Source organism: Candidatus Chlorohelix allophototropha, assembly GCF_030389965.1.
Taxonomy (GTDB): domain Bacteria; phylum Chloroflexota; class Chloroflexia; order Chloroheliales; family Chloroheliaceae; genus Chlorohelix; species Chlorohelix allophototropha.
Genome location: NZ_CP128400.1, coordinates 146,363 through 164,972, shown reverse-complemented (window position 1 = coordinate 164,972; position 18,610 = coordinate 146,363). Strand labels below are relative to the sequence as shown.

The 18,610-nt window shown below is 48.1% G+C and carries 13 protein-coding genes; 3 read left to right on the top strand and 10 right to left on the bottom strand.

Going from position 1 to position 18,610, the window contains the following annotated elements:
• Positions 1-28: 28 nt before the first annotated feature.
• Positions 29-2,887, top strand: coding sequence for a PAS domain S-box protein (locus OZ401_RS13520; protein WP_341471000.1), 2,859 nt, complete (start codon positions 29-31; stop codon positions 2,885-2,887).
• A gap of 92 nt (positions 2,888-2,979) precedes the next feature.
• On the opposite strand, the gene OZ401_RS13515 is transcribed toward OZ401_RS13520, so the two are convergent.
• A complete protein-coding gene (locus OZ401_RS13515) occupies positions 2,980-3,735 on the bottom strand; it encodes a DeoR/GlpR family DNA-binding transcription regulator (RefSeq protein WP_341470999.1) in 756 nt (251 codons plus the stop codon).
• A gap of 115 nt (positions 3,736-3,850) precedes the next feature.
• Entirely contained in the window at positions 3,851-6,013 is a 2,163-nt protein-coding gene (locus OZ401_RS13510; protein ID WP_341470998.1) for a phage tail protein, read from the bottom strand.
• 136 nt (positions 6,014-6,149) lie between these two features.
• On the opposite strand from OZ401_RS13510, the gene OZ401_RS13505 reads away from it, so the two are divergent.
• Entirely contained in the window at positions 6,150-7,004 is an 855-nt protein-coding gene (locus tag OZ401_RS13505) for an RNA methyltransferase (protein WP_341470997.1), read from the top strand.
• A gap of 73 nt (positions 7,005-7,077) precedes the next feature.
• On the opposite strand, the gene OZ401_RS13500 is transcribed toward OZ401_RS13505, so the two are convergent.
• Positions 7,078-7,917 carry a PHP domain-containing protein gene (locus tag OZ401_RS13500; protein ID WP_341470996.1) on the bottom strand — a complete coding sequence of 280 codons (840 nt, stop codon included), beginning with the start codon at positions 7,915-7,917 and terminating at the stop codon, positions 7,078-7,080.
• Positions 7,918-8,401: 484 nt separating this feature from the next.
• Here OZ401_RS13500 and OZ401_RS13495 point away from each other — a divergent pair, with 484 nt between their 5' ends.
• The gene (locus OZ401_RS13495) at positions 8,402-8,893 is read left to right on the top strand and encodes a GNAT family N-acetyltransferase (protein ID WP_341470995.1); all 492 of its coding nucleotides are present in this window, start codon (positions 8,402-8,404) and stop codon (positions 8,891-8,893) included.
• 78 nt (positions 8,894-8,971) lie between these two features.
• On the opposite strand, the gene rsmG is transcribed toward OZ401_RS13495, so the two are convergent.
• The 7 genes from rsmG to OZ401_RS13460 form a co-directional block, all read right to left on the bottom strand.
• Positions 8,972-9,733, bottom strand: a complete 762-nt coding sequence (gene rsmG, locus OZ401_RS13490) for a 16S rRNA (guanine(527)-N(7))-methyltransferase RsmG (RefSeq protein WP_341470994.1) — start codon at positions 9,731-9,733, stop codon at positions 8,972-8,974.
• A 6-nt stretch (positions 9,734-9,739) separates the two neighbouring features.
• Entirely contained in the window at positions 9,740-11,002 is a 1,263-nt protein-coding gene (hisS, locus tag OZ401_RS13485; protein ID WP_341470993.1) for a histidine--tRNA ligase, read from the bottom strand.
• A gap of 21 nt (positions 11,003-11,023) precedes the next feature.
• Positions 11,024-12,079 carry a type 2 isopentenyl-diphosphate Delta-isomerase gene (fni, locus tag OZ401_RS13480; protein WP_341470992.1) on the bottom strand — a complete coding sequence of 352 codons (1,056 nt, stop codon included), beginning with the start codon at positions 12,077-12,079 and terminating at the stop codon, positions 11,024-11,026.
• A 124-nt stretch (positions 12,080-12,203) separates the two neighbouring features.
• Entirely contained in the window at positions 12,204-14,105 is a 1,902-nt protein-coding gene (gene dxs / locus OZ401_RS13475; protein ID WP_341470991.1) for a 1-deoxy-D-xylulose-5-phosphate synthase, read from the bottom strand.
• Positions 14,106-14,273: 168 nt separating this feature from the next.
• Positions 14,274-16,532 (bottom strand): glycosyltransferase family 87 protein, encoded by a 2,259-nt coding sequence (locus OZ401_RS13470; RefSeq protein WP_341470990.1) that lies wholly within the window; start codon positions 16,530-16,532, stop codon positions 14,274-14,276.
• 6 nt (positions 16,533-16,538) lie between these two features.
• A complete protein-coding gene (locus OZ401_RS13465) occupies positions 16,539-17,006 on the bottom strand; it encodes a nuclear transport factor 2 family protein (RefSeq protein ID WP_341470989.1) in 468 nt (155 codons plus the stop codon).
• 11 nt (positions 17,007-17,017) lie between these two features.
• Positions 17,018-18,601, bottom strand: coding sequence for a putative glycoside hydrolase (locus OZ401_RS13460; protein WP_341470988.1), 1,584 nt, complete (start codon positions 18,599-18,601; stop codon positions 17,018-17,020).
• Between the last annotated feature and the right edge of the window lie 9 nt (positions 18,602-18,610).

Here is an 18,610-nt window from a genome sequence, read left to right as displayed (position 1 = left end):
TTTTGTGGTATTTTAATAAGGTCGAGAAATGAAAAAAACAACAAACTCACTTCACGTTAGCACTTATTCGCAGCATAAGGAAATAGCTATAAATCCTCTATCGCACAAACCGGATTCAATATTCCAGGATGACCTACACGAAAGCCAACATCGCTACCGTTTTCTGGCGGAAAATATCAGCGATATGCTAGTGGTAATGAACTTCACAGGAAAATACACCTACATTTCCCCTTCTTCTAAAGCGGTTGTCGGCTACGCGCCGGAAGAGTTGATCGGAAAATACGGATTTGATTTTATTCATCCGGATGATTTACCTAATACAACCGCTGCTTTCATTAAAGCGCGTGAAAAACAAGAGCTATACGACAACCTACTGGTGCGCTTCCGGCATAAACAGGGGCATTATGTTTGGTTGGAAGGACGTGGGCAACCCTATTTCTCCGAAGAAACCGGAGAACCACTAGAACTTATCGTCAGCCTACGTGACGTAACACGGCAAGTTGAGGCGGAAAGAGCGTTGCGCGAAAGCGAACAACGTTACCGCTTGCTGGCAGAAAACACCATTGACGTGGTTATTGCCCTATCGAGCGATAGCCAATATCTCTACGCCTCGCCTTCATGCAAAAAGGTGTTGGGCTACACTTCGGAAGAGTTAAAAACGCTTTGGGGTCCTGAACTGATACACTCCGATGATGTGAAACTAATTGCTAACTCCAAGTTGAGTAACCGCGATTCGCATGACGCACACGAGCCAATATTTACCCGGTTTCTTCATAAGAAAGGACACTATATCTGGCTTGAGATTGGCGGGCAGTCGGTTTTTTCAGATACAACCGGAAAAGTAGAGAGCATAATCATTACTCTACGAGATGTAACTGCTCGCAAAATGGCAGAAGAGAAATTGCAATCCCGTTATGCCTTTGAAAGGCTGGTAGGCGGAATCTCATCAAAATTGCTGAGAGTCAGCTTTGATGCTATTGATGGTGAGATGAGGCAAGCGCTTGCTACTATCGGTCAGTTTCTTGGAGTAGAACGGTGTTACATTTATACTTACACCGATAAGGGCAAAAGTATAATCAGAAATTTTGAATGGCGCAGTGAAGGTATCGCCTCACTTGATAGAAATCGGACTATAGCTAACCGTCCAATAGAATCATGGGCTGATATCCGCACCAAAAATGGGGAAATTATACGACTGGACACTCTGGCAGATCTGCCCGAAGAAGCAAAAGCGTTCCGAGCTTTACTTGAAAAAGCGGTTATCCAATCTATGGTGCAGTTTCCTTTATTAGTAGAGCAGGAGGTTATCGGCTTTATCACCATTGAAACCGTAACCCGCCAAAAAGCTTGGAGTGAAGACGATATAGTGTTGCTCAGGATAGTAGCCGAGGTTTTTGCCAACGCTTTCAAGCACCAAGATGCAGAACGCGAGTTGAAAGAGCAACGCGACTTTGCGCAGTTAGTGATGGACAATATGGGGCAAGGGTTAGCGGTTTCGTGGAAGGGAAACGATCTTGGCTATACTAATCCGGCTTTAACCAAGCTGATGGGCTACTCAGCAGAAGAATTGAACGGCAACTCCCCGCTAGGATACGCCCACCCAGACTATTTACAGAAAGTGCAGGAAGTTCGGCAGCAGTGGTTTAACGGCAAAACCGCTACTGTGGAATGTAAATTGCTGACAAAAGATGAGACAGATAGCTATGTTTCAATTACCGGCACCCCTTTCTATAATAAGGGCGAACTGGCAGGGGTAGTTGCCGTTGTCACCGACCTTACCGAACGCCGTAAAGCCGAAGAAGCTTTGCGAAATAGCGAGCAGCTTTTGAGAACGGTGGTTTCAAACGTGCCAATGACTCTGTTCGCCTTTGATATCAATGGTAAGCTCACTTTTGTGGATGGCAAGGGGCTTTCCTACTTCAATATTGATCCCAAAATGCTTGTCGGGCAAAATGCGCAGAGCTTGCAAATGAACATTAGCAAATGTCTACTGGATAAATTCACCGGGTCTGTCACACGTGCTTTACACGGGGAAATTGTTCAGAGCGTCACAAAAATGGGAGATCGCTACTTTGAAGGGGTATATACGCCCGTTAGGGATACAGAGGGGCGGGTAACCGGCGTAATCTGTGTCAGTTTCGATGTTACCGAGCGGGTTACAGGGGAGAAAGAATTAACAAAGAATCTGCAACTTGAACGGGAACTGAGCCAACAAAAATCGCTCTTTATCACCACCGCCTCACACGAGTTCCGTACCCCGCTTACCATTATCAACTCATCGGCGCAATTGCTGGAGAATTACGGACATAAATGGACAGATGAACGCAAGCAGGAATTATACCAGCGCATTTATCTTTCAGTGGTAAATATGACCGAGCTTTTGGATGATGTGTTGCTGTTGAATAAAGCTGATGCCGGGAAGCTAGAATTCAATCCGGTTGAGATGGATTTCAGCCAGTTTTGCGCCACGATGTTGGAGGAGATTCAGCTTGGAATTGGCACAAAACATCAATTTGATCTACAAATTGAACCTGCTCCGGTATTGCTACAAGGCGATTCCAAATTACTCCGGCAAATTATCTCGAACCTGTTGACCAACGCCATCAAGTATTCGGCGGAAGGAAGCACGGTTCATTTCAGGTTAGGCTACGAAACAAATCAGGTTAATGTAGAAATCGAGGATGAAGGCATCGGGATACCCCCGGAAGGTTTGAAACATCTTTTTGATGTATTCTATCGTGCGAAAAATGTTTCCAGCATCGAGGGAACCGGGTTGGGAATGACGATTGTAAAGAAATGTCTGGATACGCACAAAGGCAGAATAGAAGTAGCGAGCGAACTGAACAAAGGTACCCTGTGCCGAGTATGGCTACCTGTAGTCGATTAATACAGGGCATAACCATACGGGTTCATTTCAGTGTACAAGCAGGCAGTAGAACGCCTGCCGAGGTCGCAACGGAAGCTTGCTGACCGCTTGTACTAAGCTTCTATAATGGTTATACCCAGTGAACGGTAAGGGGCTAGTATTTCTTCGTTCAGGTTTTTCTCGGTTACAATATGGGTTAGCTCGGTAATCGGACCGACCACATAGCTCGAAGCAGTGCCGAGCTTTTCGGCTGATGCTAACGCTACCACCTCAGATGAACACGCAATCATGGCTCTTTTGATGTAGGCTTCCTGCAATTCGGGCGTACTGATTCCAATATGACGGTGCAAGCTGCATATACCCAATAGATAAAGGTCGGCTCTAATCATATTCAAGGCTTCAAGCGTAGCAGGTCCCACCGTTACCAACGATTCTTTATAAAGTTGTCCACCTAACATTATAAGTTCAATCGCGGGATGTTGTGCCAGCGCAATTGCAACCGGAGGGCTATTGGTAACTATAGTGGCTTTGAGATTAGAGGGCAAATGCCGGGCTACCTCTAAAGCAGTGGTGCCACCATCCAGCAGCGCTATTTGACCATCTTTGATTAAAGCGGCAGCAGCTTTACCTATTCTAATCTTTGCCTGTGAAATATTTTCCTGACGAGTGCTAAAAGGGGAAATTTCGGGCGAAAGCGGCAATGCCCCGCCATGTACACGCTGAATTAAACCTGCCTCACCCATTTCTCGCAAGTCGCGGCGGATGGTATCCTCTGATACATTCAGGCTAAGGCTCAACTCTGAAGCCAAAACCCGACCATCGCGCTTTAGAATTTCCAGTATAACCTGACGACGTTCAGCATTCAGCATATTTACAGTTCTTAAATTATTCTATTTGATAGGGCGATATTTGCAGTGCGTGAGCAACAAACAGTTATAAAAAGCCCCACTCCTGCTCAGGAAGTGGGGCAAAACAAAGGAGATGCTATGGAAATACCCTATCCTTCATACCCGGACCAGCTCCCAGTACCACAATTGCAACTTCGCCTCCCGTTGCGGTGACTTTGAATTTACCGCTGAACTTATCAATTTGCAACGAACCCTGCCAAGCGTTATAGCGCGCAAAAGGCGAAAGCTGTTTCTCCTGCGAAGCTACTACCTGTCCGTTATCGTTCTGGTATTCAATTTTAAGAGTAACGGTAGCATTGGTAGTATTCTGGATAACCCCGGTAGTGGTATAACCACCATCTGTATTCTTAAATACGGTATAATCCGGGCTGCTTTGCGTGGTTTTTACCTGTGCCGGATAGGTTATTACCGAACCGTCCTCAAGGTTATTTTCTACAGTAGCGGCAACCGGAGAGGGTGCAGAAATTACCGCGCTACCGGTAAAGCGCGAGGTAGGGTCAGCCAGTTTCAAGGAAGCAAGGCTGAAACGCTGGCTGGACAACCGCGCCATATCACGCTTTTCGGTAAAGATTACTGTACCACTATCATTGTAATAGGTTATCTCTACCGTTATTGCTTTGGTACTGGGATTGGCAAGCGAAATATAGCTTGAAGTATCAGCATCTTGCTTTTTGATGTAGGGTAGATAAAGTTTGTTGCCAGTTTCAGCCGGATTATATGCTATAGTTTTGCCGTCAGAAGCCAGCCGAACTGCGGAAGCGGTTACAGGGGCGCTACTGACAATCGCTGCCCAACCGTTATAGACCGGAAGATACAGGTTGCCCGCCCACACTGTTTTAGTACCTTTTGCCGGCACAGTTTCAAGCAGCGTTACCACTCGTGCCGTGTCGGTAGCCTCATTATCATCTATCGCTACGTCTTTATCGCCCACCTTTTTGGTATTAGGCACACCCGCCCAATTGTTAAAGCGGATGAACACATCGGCAGGTTTGTCGGTGGGATTTGAAATTACATAGCCCATCGTGCCGCTGCTGTTATCGCCGTTTTTAACTGCCAGTGGGAATAATAGAGTTGTCGCACCACTAGGTGGGGTTGCGGAAGTTGGGTTGGGGCTAATTCCGGCAAGGCTATTGAGGCTGGCGCTGGTGGTAGTGCTGGCTTGTGGGTTTGTGGGATATTCTCCCCGATTTCCGGCATAATCCATCGCCCGAACGCGGAACTGGTAGGTTTTACCAGTTTGACCTTGAAATAAGGCGGCATTTCCCGGCGTACCGCTCAGCCAATTAGTCCAATCGCCGTTGCTTTCGCGATATTGCACATCGAATAGGGAAGTATTAGGACCATCCACATTATCGAAGCTTGACCAGCGCACCAGAAAAGCGGTGGGGCTAAGCGCAGGAAGTGAATCCACATTGCTGCTAGGAGATAGTGTATCTATACGAGTAAAGACCTGCCCGGTGATCGGTACCGCGCTAATACTGCCCGATTTACCGGTTGCTTTGACCCGGAATTGATAAGTTTTGGCGTTATCGCCTCGGAATTGGGTGGTGGTAAGGTTTGTATTGCTAAGGAGATTTGACCAATCGTTGTCAGTTGAGGTTTTAAATTGCACATCATAGCCACTAATCCCGGCGTTACCGCCTTCTTCCTTACCAATCCATGAAAGATTGATTACATTGGAATTGCTGAATAGCGGGAGAGAATTAACCGCAACCGATAATACCGAGGAGTCTTTTGCTTTGATACTTACATTAAGCACCAAATCTTTAACTCCTTTGGTTTGCAACCACACATCGTTAGGTTGTACTAGGTCGATGTGAAGTACAAAATCTCCGGTCAGGTTGGGAACTGCCACCTGAAAGTTAGGATAAACCAACGAACCACCCGGCGGCATATCTTGTGGCAGGTTAGCACGCACCTCTTCATAGTTGGTTTTGGCAACGGGCGCACCATAGCCATAAAACCAGCGATAGCCTACCTTAAGCTCATTTGCCCCCGAAGCTGCCCATGCCACAGTACCACTATTGGTGAGCTTCAAGCGCGGGAAGGTTAATCTCGCCCCTACACGTCCTTCGGTTGGTGCGCCTTCCACTTCCCATTTCACCTGAATAGGCGAAACTTGTTGCGCCACTGCTACACCGCTGACCATGCTCAAGGCGGTAATAAATAGCAACAACCCCGCCAGCATTGCTGCTCCAAGCTGAAATCCTATAATTGTCCGGCTACTTGATTTACGCATCTGCCGCTTTCCTTGCACAAAACACCTGATATTTTGAAAAATCATGTTATGTCTACAAGAATTATATGTCCCTATGTTGAGCCTGTCAATGGTATGTTATAATTGCGCTCGAATTTTTACGCTCAGGAAAGATTGAATGAAAGAATTGCTTGATAATGTTGTGCTGATTTTATACCAGCCACAGGATGTAATAAATGTAGGCGCAGTGGTACGGGTGATGAGCAACTTTGGTTTGCGTCGCTTGCGTTTGGTTGAGCCTGCGGCTTATGACCCCCATAGGATTGAGGGTATCGCACACCACACTGCTCCGGTGATAGAAGCGATAGAACGAGTCCCCTCTTTAGAAGCGGCTATTGCCGATTGCGGCTTTGTGCTTGGCGCTACCGCGCGCGCACGCGGTGTAAAACGTGAGCGTCTCACTCCGCGTAATGCGGCAAATACACTGTTACAGGCAAATCGAATTGACCCGCAAAATGTTAGCGCAGTGCTTTTTGGGCGTGAAGATGACGGTTTGCCAAATGAAGCCTTAGATTATTGCCATGCGCTGGTGACTATTCCCACCGACGATTTTAATGCCTCCTTGAACCTTGCTCAAGCAACATTGGTGATAGCCTACGAATTGTGGTTGGCAGCTAACCCACAAATAGAAAGCTTGTACCCTGTTCCGGCGCAACCCATTGCTCAAGTACATACCGAAGGCACTCCGCCACGTTGGGGAGAACCCGCCAGTGTGATGCTGGCGCTCCAAAACGCTCTTTCCGAAGATATAAGGCTTGCAAACGGAACTGACCGGGAAGCGATATTTGCCGCTCTTTCCGATTTGCTACTAACCTTACACCCTAATTCTGCGGATGAACGGCTGACTTATTCGATGAGCCGATTAAGGGCAGTCCTGCTACGTGCCGCGCCGCGCCGCGATGAAAGCCGTATGTTGGCACATCTTTTTCAAAATATAAATCGAAAATTGTTGAAATTAAAGGGCGGGAACTAGGCTCTATATACAGACAAAGGGCTTATGCCCCTTGCCTGAAAACCTCTTGAAGTGAAAGTTCAAATTCATAAAATTATGCGGCGACTGAAAAAGGTCTGATATTTAGCCTTTTTAAGAATTGGTCGCATAATGCCGGATTCCAAGCTATGGGCTTCCGGTTGGCATCGTGACTATCCGAGCCACAAGTTACCAGCAGATTATAGCGATTGGCTAATTTTACAAGTCGCTCTTCTTCAGAAGTGCTGTGCGCGTGGTAGTAGGCTTCCACACCATCCAACCCCAGTAGTACAAGCTCAAGTATAGCCCGGTTGCTGGCATAGGCTATTTCTGCTCCGCCTCGTCCGGGATGCGCCAGAATGGTTATAGCTCCGGCATTTTTAGCAATTTCCAGAACCTTCTTAGCAGGTTGAGCAATTTTGTAATCCGGTTCTACTTCGCGGCAAATAGCCCATGCTTGTTTGAAATTTAATTCATCATTTTCTAAAGAGCAAGCCAATTCATAAATGGGTGAGATGGACTGCGCAATTGCATCTAAGGGCGATTCTGCTACTTTATACCCACGCATTTCCAGTCTTTCGCGCATTATTTGTTTTTTGTGCCATTGCTTCAATCTGGTTTCTTCCAACAAAGCATTTATTTCAGCATTTTCAGTGTCAAAGCCATACATCAACAAGTGATAAACCGATCCATTGTGTTTAATTGCTACTTCCACACCAGGGATAAATTCTATTCCATTTTTCTTCGCATACATTTTAACCATTTTCAAGCTGCTGAGAGTTTCGTGGTCGCACACGCTCAAGATTCCGATTTTATTTGCTTTTGCAGCCTCAACCAAACTTTTTGGTGACCATACCCCATCGCTTGCAAAAGTATGGGTGTGTAAATCTATGCCGTGATTTGTTAAATTTTTCATATATATAGCTACCGATCCTTTTATCTTTAGTAGTCACCAAACTGTGCATCGTGGTGATAACAATCCCGAATGATTTTTTGAGGGTAATAACCCCTCTTGCTCACGTATAATAGTAGATGAACATTGGAAAAGGATTGGAGTGACTATAGATTTTAAGAAAATGGTTTAACCGATTTCGGGTTTTTTTAATTCGCTGAGAGAAGAAGTTCGGCAATAGGACAAGTTACCAACCTGTAAAAGCATTCGTATAGTTCGCGAGCGCCGAAAAATTAATTCTCCAATCATTGACTGTATTAGGTCGAGATTGTAAAGTAAAAATGCTTAGCCCCTGACAGTAAAAAAGAATTATTACACCTCAAGGTAAGCGAATTTAACTTACCAGTTGCGGAAATCCTTCAAACATATAAAAGTTGGTTGGTTTTTCCGCGATAGCGATAGAATGACAAGTAAAGATAGCAGCAATATACCCTTTAAAGGATAACTCATGACAACTGATTCAACTCATACCAATATTCGTACCGCCACACCCGCCGATTCGGCAACAATTCTTGAGCTTATCAAGGCGCTTGCCGATTTTGAGCAACTGCCACCGCCTGACCCAGAAGCGCAACAACGGCTAATCAGCCATGCCTTTGGTGAGCATCCTCGCTTTGAGATATTTCTGGCAGAAGTAGAAGGCGTGGTGGCGGGTTACGCTTTTATTTTTGAAACTTACTCCACTTTTCTGGCGCGTCCTAGCCTTTATCTTGAAGATTTATTCGTGCTGAAAGAATATCGCGGTAGCAAGGTGGGTTACGACCTCTTTCGTTTTTGCGTGGCAGAAGCCCAAAAACGCGAGTGTGGGCGCATGGAATGGACGGTGTTGGATTGGAATACCCATGCCCAGAAATTCTATCGCCGGATGGGCGCGCGCCATATTGAAGAATGGCAGCCTTATCGCCTCACCCGTGAACAGTTCGGGGAAATATTGGTGTAACAATTTGGCTAAAAACGGGATTTGTTGGAAACTCACTCACAAAGATGCCAAGCAGATTTTCAATGAGGATACACCAGCTTAACTTTGCAACGATATTAGTGGGGTTTTGGCAGGAACACCCACACCGCGAGGATAAGCAGCAGGGGTAGGCGCGATTTTCTGCGCCACAATCAGCCGCCGCCCACTTTTCTCCTCACCGGGTAAATCAAAGATGGGGGTTTGGCGTAATTGCCCGCCCAATTTCGGCACAACTGGCGCGCCCGCTTTTAATTCTTCAAACAAATCGCCCTTCTTGGGAGCAATGAATAACCCGCCCACCTTACACAGAGGCAAGCAATATTCTGACAGCACGTTGAGAGCCGCTACCGCTCGCCCGGTAGCAATCTGGTATTTTTGGCGATGCGCCGGATTTTGCCCCAATTCTTCGGCGCGTCCGTTAATTATTTGCACCTCGCGCAACTGTAATTTTTCCACCAGATGCGTTAGAAAAGCGGTTTTCTTGCCAACCGAATCGGACAGCGTCAATTTCAAGCCGGGATAGAGGATTTTGAGGGGCACACCGGGAAAGCCTGCGCCCGCGCCAATATCCACCAACGCCGCACTGTTTAGGTCGAGGGCAAAACCGGGAGGGTCGCCGCGTAGTTTGGGACTGGCAAGAGTCAACGAATCGAGGAAGTGCTTTAATTGCACATCCTCGTAGGTAGTAATAGAGGTCAGATTGACACGCTCGTTCCAGTCCACTAACGTTTCATAGTACAACTGGAAAAGGGCAAGTTGCGCCTCCGTCAATTCGAGATTGAGCAACGAGCGCGCCCCGGAAACCAACAAATCAAGTGACATAGGCAATCAAGCTTTGATGGTCGCAATCAGCTTGCCTAGTGGCACGCTGAATTGTTCGCGAGTGAGCAGATTTTTGACATTAACCTCGCCCCTTGCCAGTTCTTCAGGCGCAAGAATAACCGCGAAACGCGCCCCGCACGCGCTAGCAGCTTTCAGTTGCTTGCCCAAATCATGATTGAGCAGGTTAAGCTCGGTTTTCAAGCCTGCTTCGCGCAATATAGTAGCCACCTTAATAGACTCTGGACGTTCTGCCGCCGAATATTGCGCCACGTAAACATCAAGTTGGCGCGGCAATTCCGGCATCTTACCAACTTGAGTTAGCATTTCCTCCATCACCACATCGCTGAAGGCAATACCCACGCCTGCGAGAGGTTGCCCACCCACCGCATTCACCAGATTGTCATAGCGACCACCGCCCATGATAGCGCGGGTAAAGCGTTTGGTGGCATCCCACACCTCAAAGACTGTTCCGGTGTAGTAGAGCAAACCGCGCACGATGCTAGGATCAAACTCCAGCAGTTCGGCGTAACCGTATTGTTTAGCTTTCTCCCAGAACTCCTCCAACGGCTTGAAGCCGCTGAAATCGCGGCTGCGCAGGCGAGCTTCCAGTCCTTCGACCTGTTGCTCATTTAGTCCCACTTCCAGCAAATTGGCGCGAAAAGCTTCGGGCTTAATTTTCTCGATGCGGTCAATCCAGCGATAAACCTGCTCTTTCAAACTAAGGTCAACACCGAGGCTATTCAATAGTTCTTCCAGATAATAGCGGTTGCTGACCCGCACCTTTATATCTTGCTTGTCCAGCCCTACCGCTCGCATAATGTCGATTACCACCGCCATAATCTCGGCATCGGCATCAATGCTATCCACGCCCAGAATATCAACGTTATATTGGTAAAATTCGCGCTTGCGTCCGCGTTGCGCCCGTTCGTGCCGCCAGATGTTGGGGATGGTATACCAGCGAATGGGCTTACGTAACTCGTTCTGTTTCGCCGCTACCATTCGCGCCAGAGTCGGGGTCATTTCGGGGCGAATCGCCACCTTGTCGCCGCCTTTAGTCTCGAAAGTATAAGTCTGCTCGTTTACCAGTTCTTCGCCCGATTTGGCGGCGAAAAGCTCGAACGATTCGAGAAAGGGCCCATCGAATTCCTCGTAGCCGTATCGCTCGGAAACTTCGCGGCAAAGGTTGAACAGCCAATTTCGCCAGCGCATTTTATCGGGGTAAAAATCGCGTGTGCCTTCCAGATTTTTTATTGTAACTTTGGTCGCCATTATTCTACTTTTCCAGTTCGATTATATTCTTACAAAATGGGGGGTTTCGCGCAATTCCTTCAAATCCTTTGCGCCGATGCAAAACATCGCCACCCGCAGTTCGCGTACCAATTGCTCGATTACCGCTTCTACCGCATCACTCGATTCTTCCGCCGCTTTGAGGAAAGGCATTGCCAAGCCTGCCACATCGCCACCCAATGCGATGATTTTCGCCACATCTACGCCGTTGCGTATCCCACCGCTACCGATTACGGTCGCCTCCGGCGCAGCCTCTCGCGCCCAGATTACGCTTTGTGAGGTAGGGATACCCCAATCGGCGAAATTTCCGGCAGCATTGCGATCAAGCTGTCGTTTGTTCCTAAATTTTTCAACCTCACTCCAGCTTGTGCCACCGCTACCCGCTACATCAAAGCCGCTTACGCCGACTCCATAAAGTTTGCGGCACACTTCCCGCGACAGCCCGTTGCCTACCTCTTTGATGATAACCGGAATATTGTGTTTTGCCAGCGCCTCGCACATTTCACCTATTTTCGCCAACAAACCCTTGAAATTGATATTCCCGGCAGGCTGCACCGCTTCTTGTAGGGCGTTAAGGTGCAAATAAAGCGCGTCCGCTTCCAGCATCCGTACCGCCGTGAGGCATTGTTGCAATCCGTAGCCATAATTTAGCTGCACCGCGCCGATATTGGCAAGCAACGGTATATTGGGGGCGAGTTCACGAATAGCATAGCTATAGCGCAAGGCTGCATCCTCGATAGCGGCACGTTGCGAACCAACGCCCATCGCCACGCCCCACTTTTCGGCTGCCAACGCCAAGTTGCGATTGATACGCGCCGCCCAATCTGCGCCCCCGGTCATTGAGCTTATGAGTATAGGGGCGTTAACCTTGCGCCCGAATAATTCAAGCGAAAGATCAACCTCTGCCAAGTCTATTTCCGGTAACGCCTGATGTATAAAGCGATAGCTTTCCAGACCCGCACTAATTCCTTTTGCCTGCACGTCTTCATACAAACAAATTCGCAAGTGTTCAACTTTTCGTTCGCTGGTTGCCAGCGCTTCACTATCAGTAGCAGACATATAGTAATCACTCCACACTAAAAAGGATACACAGGGTTAGGGAATTATATTCCATCCTGTGTATCCTGTACACCCGTTTTTAATATATAAATCGGGTTTTCTCGAAATTGATACCGCAACCCACCTATTTAAGTGTAGCTGGCAAGCCTTTGGCAAGTTCCGGGTAGAATTCGCGTACTCGGTCGGCTATGCCAAGAGCATCAAGTTGGAGTTTTTCGCGTATCAAAGATTGCGGTCCGTGGTCGATAAATTTGTCAGGGATACCCACACGCTTTACCGTCACATTCTGCATATTTTTCTGCTCGAACAGTTCCAGCAAGCCGGTACCAAAACCGCCAATTAATGAGCCTTCCTCAACGGTAACGATTCGAGTATGGCGGCGTGCTAGGTCAAGCAATAATTCTTCATCCAGTGGCTTAGCAAAACGGGCATTGATTACTTCTGCCTCCACGCCATGCTCTGCCAGAAGTGTAGCGGCTTCAAGCGCAGGATATACTTCCGAGCCGTATGCCACAATTGCTAGGTCGCTCCCCTGCCGCAACGTTTCCCCCTTACCGATAGGTAGCTTCTTAAACTCTGTATCCATCGCTACGCCATAACCAGCGCCGCGTGGGTAACGAACCGCCACCGGCCCAAGCCCGTAGTTTACAGCGGTATAGAGCATATGCTGCAATTCGTTCTCGTCTTTGGGAGCCATCAAGACGATATTGGGCAGGCAGCGCAGATAGGAAATATCAAGCGTCCCCTGATGAGTACGTCCATCATCCCCCACCAATCCGGCGCGATCCATTGCAAATACTACCGGTAAGTTCTGGATGCAGCAATCATGTACAATCTGGTCAAAGGCGCGTTGCAAGAAAGAACTGTAGATTGCGGCAACGGGTTTGATACCCTCGCAGGCAAGCCCTGCCGCGAAAGTTATCCCATGCTGTTCGGCAATACCTACATCAAAGAAGCGTTCGGGGAAACGCTTGGCAAAATCAATCAACCCGGTGCCTTCAGTCATAGCAGCGGTAATCGCTACCACTTTAGAATCTTTTTCGGCGATCTTGCACATGGTATTGCCGAAAACTTTATCATAATTGGGCGCAGTTGTAGCAGGCGCGGCGCTCAGTTTGTTGCTGCGGGCGTGATAATCAATCCGACCCTGCACGCTGGCTTCTGCCTCAGCCCAACCTTTACCCTTAACAGTAATGGCATGTATAAAAACGGGCAGTCGGGTTTTGCGAGCCAATTCAAAAGTTTCAATTAGGAGTCCGATGTCGTGACCATCAACCGGACCTAATCCGATAAAACCCAATTCTTCCCAAATAGTGTTGGGTACTACCAAATCTTTAAACCCGCGTTTAACTCGCTTTGCCAGAGTGACCATCTCGCCACCCATCGGGAGCTTATTTAGAGCGTGCGCTGCCTCATCCTTGGCATGCAAATACATCGGGTCGGCGCGTACTCTGTCAAGGTACTTTGAAAGAGCGCCCACGTTCTTGGAAATGCTCATCTCGTTATCGTTCAACACTACGATAAAGGGAGATTTGTGAGTCCCGGCGTTGTTCAGAGCCTCAAACGCCATACCACCTGTCAAAGCGCCGTCCCCAATAACAGCAACTACATCATAGTCTTCGCCTTTGAGGTTGCGCCCCATCGCCATACCAAAAGCGGCGGAAATAGAAGTGCTGGCATGCCCTGCCCCAAACGAGTCATGAACGCTTTCGTCACGGCTCAAGAAACCGCTCAAGCCCTCATATTGGCGAATAGTATCGAAGCGGTCATAGCGCCCTGTCAGAAGTTTGTGAGGATAAGCCTGATGCCCAGTATCCCAGACCATCTTATCGCGAGGGCTGTTAAAAACATAATGCATTGCTATTGAAAGCTCAATAGTGCCAAAATTGCTGGCGAAGTGACCGCCTGTTTTAAAAACGGTCGCTTGAATAGCGGTACGCAACTCATCAGCCAGCTCTTTGAGTTCGGCAATTGAAAACTGTTTAATGTCGGAGGGATCTTTAATCTTAGATAGATACCCGCTCATTAACTCACCACCTTACCTATTTTAAGAAAATTTAACATCATGGACTGATTTTATTGCCCTATCGAATGTTTGTCAACTTTTTAACATTCAATACATTCTAAACGATTATAATCCAGAGTCTGAACTACTTTTCTACATTTTTAAACTTTTAGATGACAGTAAGAGGGTTTATTCCCGTCCATCAGCTGATAGCGGCAAGGCTATCGCTTTAGAAACGACAGAAGGGGCAGGTTTCGTTGCAGAGGCAGGCTGCCATAGCGACCATAAATTGAGCGCCCACAGCCCGAAAGTAGCGAAGAAGCGATAACTGCTGCCGAGCTTTTCCAGCCCTACCGCTTCGGTGAAAAAGAATTCGTTGCGCCCTCCATAAGCCAGCACAGCATAGACCAGACCGAATATTATCAAGCGTGAGCGTGATTCTGCGGTGGTACTTAACGCCGCCGCCAACGCCACAAACGCGACCAGACCCGGCACAATGTAGTGCATCCAGCTAAAAGGTGATGTCCATAATGCCACTACTGTTAGTGCGCCAAGTATAAGTTGTTGGGATATGTCACTGCCACCTCGCGCTCGCCACACCGTCAGCATGGTCAAAGCAAAGCCACATAATGCCACCAGATAGCCTACAGGGGCAAGCCCGGCAGGATAAGCGGTGGTAAAATCGCCACGCACTTCCGACGCAACCACCCGCCCCATAAATCCCCAGAAAGACTGGTTAGTGATACCCAATTCGGGCGCGTTTACGTTCCACATTGCGCGGGTAAAGTAGAACCACCAGTTATCCCAGCCTACCACCGGAATGGTCAGAGCGTTTACCAATAACGCACCCAACACCAGACCAATTAAACCCTTCCAGCGACGTTCGATTAGAAAGAATACTCCCGATACGGCTGGCAGCAATTTAACCCAAACCGGAATAGAAAGAGCTAAACCCGCCAGAGTATCGCGCTTTTGCTTGACCCATAGTGCGGTCAACGCCAAACCGAACAGTATCAGGTTATTTTGCTGCCCATAAGCGATAGTTTCGGCGAATTGCCCGAAACCTAAAGTTAGGAATAGAACCGCCGCCCACATTTTCTTGCCCGGCACGAAAGCGTTGAAAATTTTCATGAGAATCAGAACGGTGGGCAGCAGCAATAATTCGTTTGCCAGTCGCCACCAAAAGATTGCCGAAACAATATCGCGCCCGAAAAACCACACCAACGGTTCATAAAATAGGGCGAACGCCGGGGAGGAGCGGATTGCTCTGCCCGGAGCAGCGCCCATTTCATCAATGATATATAGAGCGCGTTGTCCTTCCTGTGTATCCAGCAAAGCGCGGTAGTAATTGCGAAAGTCTGCCCCACGATAAAGGTTCTGGTCAAACACGTACCAATGGGTATAAAGATAAAGGGCTGCCGTTATGCCTAGAAACACCCACAGGAAGATCGTTTCAAAGCGAAAACGTGCCAGTAAATAAACGCCGAGTGAAAGTAACAACGCCGCGCTGTAGCCTATAAACGAAAGCGTATTGGGATTCTGCAAATCCCATGGCATTCGTCCAAAGAGCAGTTGTGCCAGCGGCATACCCGCCAGCAAAGTTGCGGCATACACCAGTGGGGCGGGCAAACCCGGTGCGGCAGCCGCAAACTTGCCGGAGAGCCATATCAACAGCCATGCAAGCGGAAGCAGAGCCGCCCACGGCGCATAAAAAGGCTCTGCCCCTTCCCACCAAAATAACAGGCTGGATACTAACGTTGTGCCCGCCCCTACTTCCAGAACAAGCCGTACCGCATTGCGCCGCGTAAATAGCCCGGCGATAGCCCAAACACTCAACGATATAATTGCTAATAAGAGCGGGCGCAGCAGCAACCCAAGCCAGTCTTTCCAGCCAAATGCAGCATAATCCGGCTCTAAGGTAAGATTCAGAAGAATTGCAGAAAGTTGGCGGGTATCGCCCTTACCCGGTTGGTAAGTTTCAGTGGCTTCAAAGCGTAGGCGTGGTTTCTCGAAATCAGGAATCAGGTTGGCAGGTATCTGGAAAGTGAGTTTACTACCCTCAAACAGCCCTATCAATGCGTAAGCGCCGATTCTAGCAGTGTTCGTTCCGTTCAGGCTGTAAACATTCAGGGTGGTGCCAACTTTATCAGGAGTTCGATCGGGGCGCGGAGCAGTCGCCAGCAAAGTAGCTTTTAGAGGAATCGACTCAAGCGTCCAAGGGGGACGCAAAACCGCTTCCTTGCCAATCCAACGGTAGTTGGGGTCTGCGCCGGGGCGTTTTTCAGGATTGTAAAAGCCGTCCTGATCAACCTGAAAATATAACTGGTCAATCCGGTCGTCCCCGCCAAAATCAATTACAAAGGCAGGGCGCAGCAACTCGGCAGCCAACGCCGCACACAGCATCACCAAAGCTATAATCACAGGGGTTAAGGTGAGTCTGAGTTTCATGCTAAGCTACCGCACAGGAGGCATATAGGGTGCGCTCCATGAAGGGCTTTTATGTACATGTACTACTTGCCACTGACCGTCACGTTTTAGCATCACCCGCGATTCGTGATGGCTGGAAGTAGTCACGCCAAGCGCGGTTCCGGTGGTTTGCAAAAGAGTATAGCTGGCAATAGCCGTATCTCCATAAAGTTGTAAGCGCAAGTTGCAAAGGTCATAGCGGGTGTGCGGCTTCTCGGTGGAAGCCTCTTCTCCGCTAACCTGCGCCTGAAAATTTGTGCCACGTCGAGCGGCTTCATTCATTATAAAGTAGTGGAAATCCAGCCCATCAATACGATGTGGCATTATATACCATTCATAGAGCGAAAGATCGGGGCTGGTGGTAGCAGTATAAGTGGCAGTATCATTCGCCATGATAGCCTTGATATGATTTTGCAAAAAATCCAGCACTTCTTTTTCTTCGGGGGTCTGGCTCATAATCTCTTTCTCTACTTTTTACGAAGAGCAGCAGCAGTATAACGCGCTTCCGAGTTCCACAACAGCCAGTTTGCTACCACCTTGTTATTTGTTGCTACATCTTCTGTCGCCTGAATTTCGGCGCGTACTTCAGGCGCATTGTAAGTTGAACCTTCTGCGCTAAAGTCCTGCAACCAAGGGCGCATTTGGGCGCGTTTTCCCTCCAGTTTAGTGCGAGCATAGGTCAGGCTCTTATTAATAACCTCATAGGGTTGGGAGGCAGGGTTAGCAAAACCAAAACTGTTAGCTCCAAAATAGCTGGGGAAAAGCACCGGAGAAATATAATCCACTTGATCGGCAATTTGGGAGATATCCTGCCCGATACCGAGATCACCGCTTTCCAACACACTTTGCCCCATTACCTCAACCGAAACAAAAACCCCCAGTTTGTTTAGCTGCAAGTTTGCCTCTTTCAGGAAACCGTTTATGCTTAAAACCCGCGATTCAGTATTACTGGAACGCCCGTAGTCAATATCGGCAATTTGCCCGGAAGCAGGAAATTGTACGAAAGCAAACTGGATTTCATCGAAACCGGAAGCGGCTGCCTCTCTGGCAAGGTCAATATTATAATCCCAAACCTCTTTTAAATAAGGATTTGCCCAGTTAAAACGAGCCGAATCCGCCCATAATTTGCCAGTGCTACGGCTTTTGATAGCCCATTCCGGTTTAACATCGGTCAGGCTGGCATCCTGAAATACCGAAATACGGGCGATAGTATAAATATCCTTTTCCTTCAGGCTTTTCACCACCGCAGGCAAATTGGGGATTTTCCCTTTACCCTCAGGGGCGGGTCGTGCCAAAGGGTTTTTACTGTCGTAGTAAGTCCAACCGTTAGAATCTTTCAGGTCAATGACAACTGTATTCAACTCGGTGACTGAAATCAGGTTCAGTATATTCTGGAAATTCGCTCCATCGGCAACTACCGCCGCCCGCAGATAAATGCCCTTAACCACAAGATTCTTAACGGTTACATCCTGCGTTTGAGTACGCTTGAATGCTACAGTGGCAGGTTTGTACCCGGCAGCTTTGACTACCAATTGTCCCTCTTCCGGTACATCATTAATGACATAAGAACCATCCAAATCGGTCAAAACATTTTTGTCGCCGGAGGTAACACTGGCATGTGCAATCGCTTTACCCTGCGAGTCTTTAACAATGCCGCGCAAAATACTGGGGCGCAAGGATATTGAAATAGTAGCAGATGGGTTAGCTTTGACTTTTTCTGGAATATAGTAGTTTGCGGAAACATTTAGCGTGAGGTTATCGGTAGCCTTATCAAAGCTAAAACTACCATCGAGATCGGTAACAGTGGTAAGGATATTACTGATAGAGGCAGTCTTCGAAAGACGCTGGTCGTTTTCCAATAGAACAGTCGCGCCTATAACGGGTTTACCGCTATAGGCATCCAATATTTTCCCACTGACCGGCTTGATTATCTGGTTCTTGAAAAAGAAGATCGCACCAAAACAAAGACCTGCTACCAACAGGTATATAAGAAAAGAAGTGCGCGTCGGTTCTGGCGGTAGATAACTCAGACCGCGTCGTCGGCGCCTCATATGAAAAGA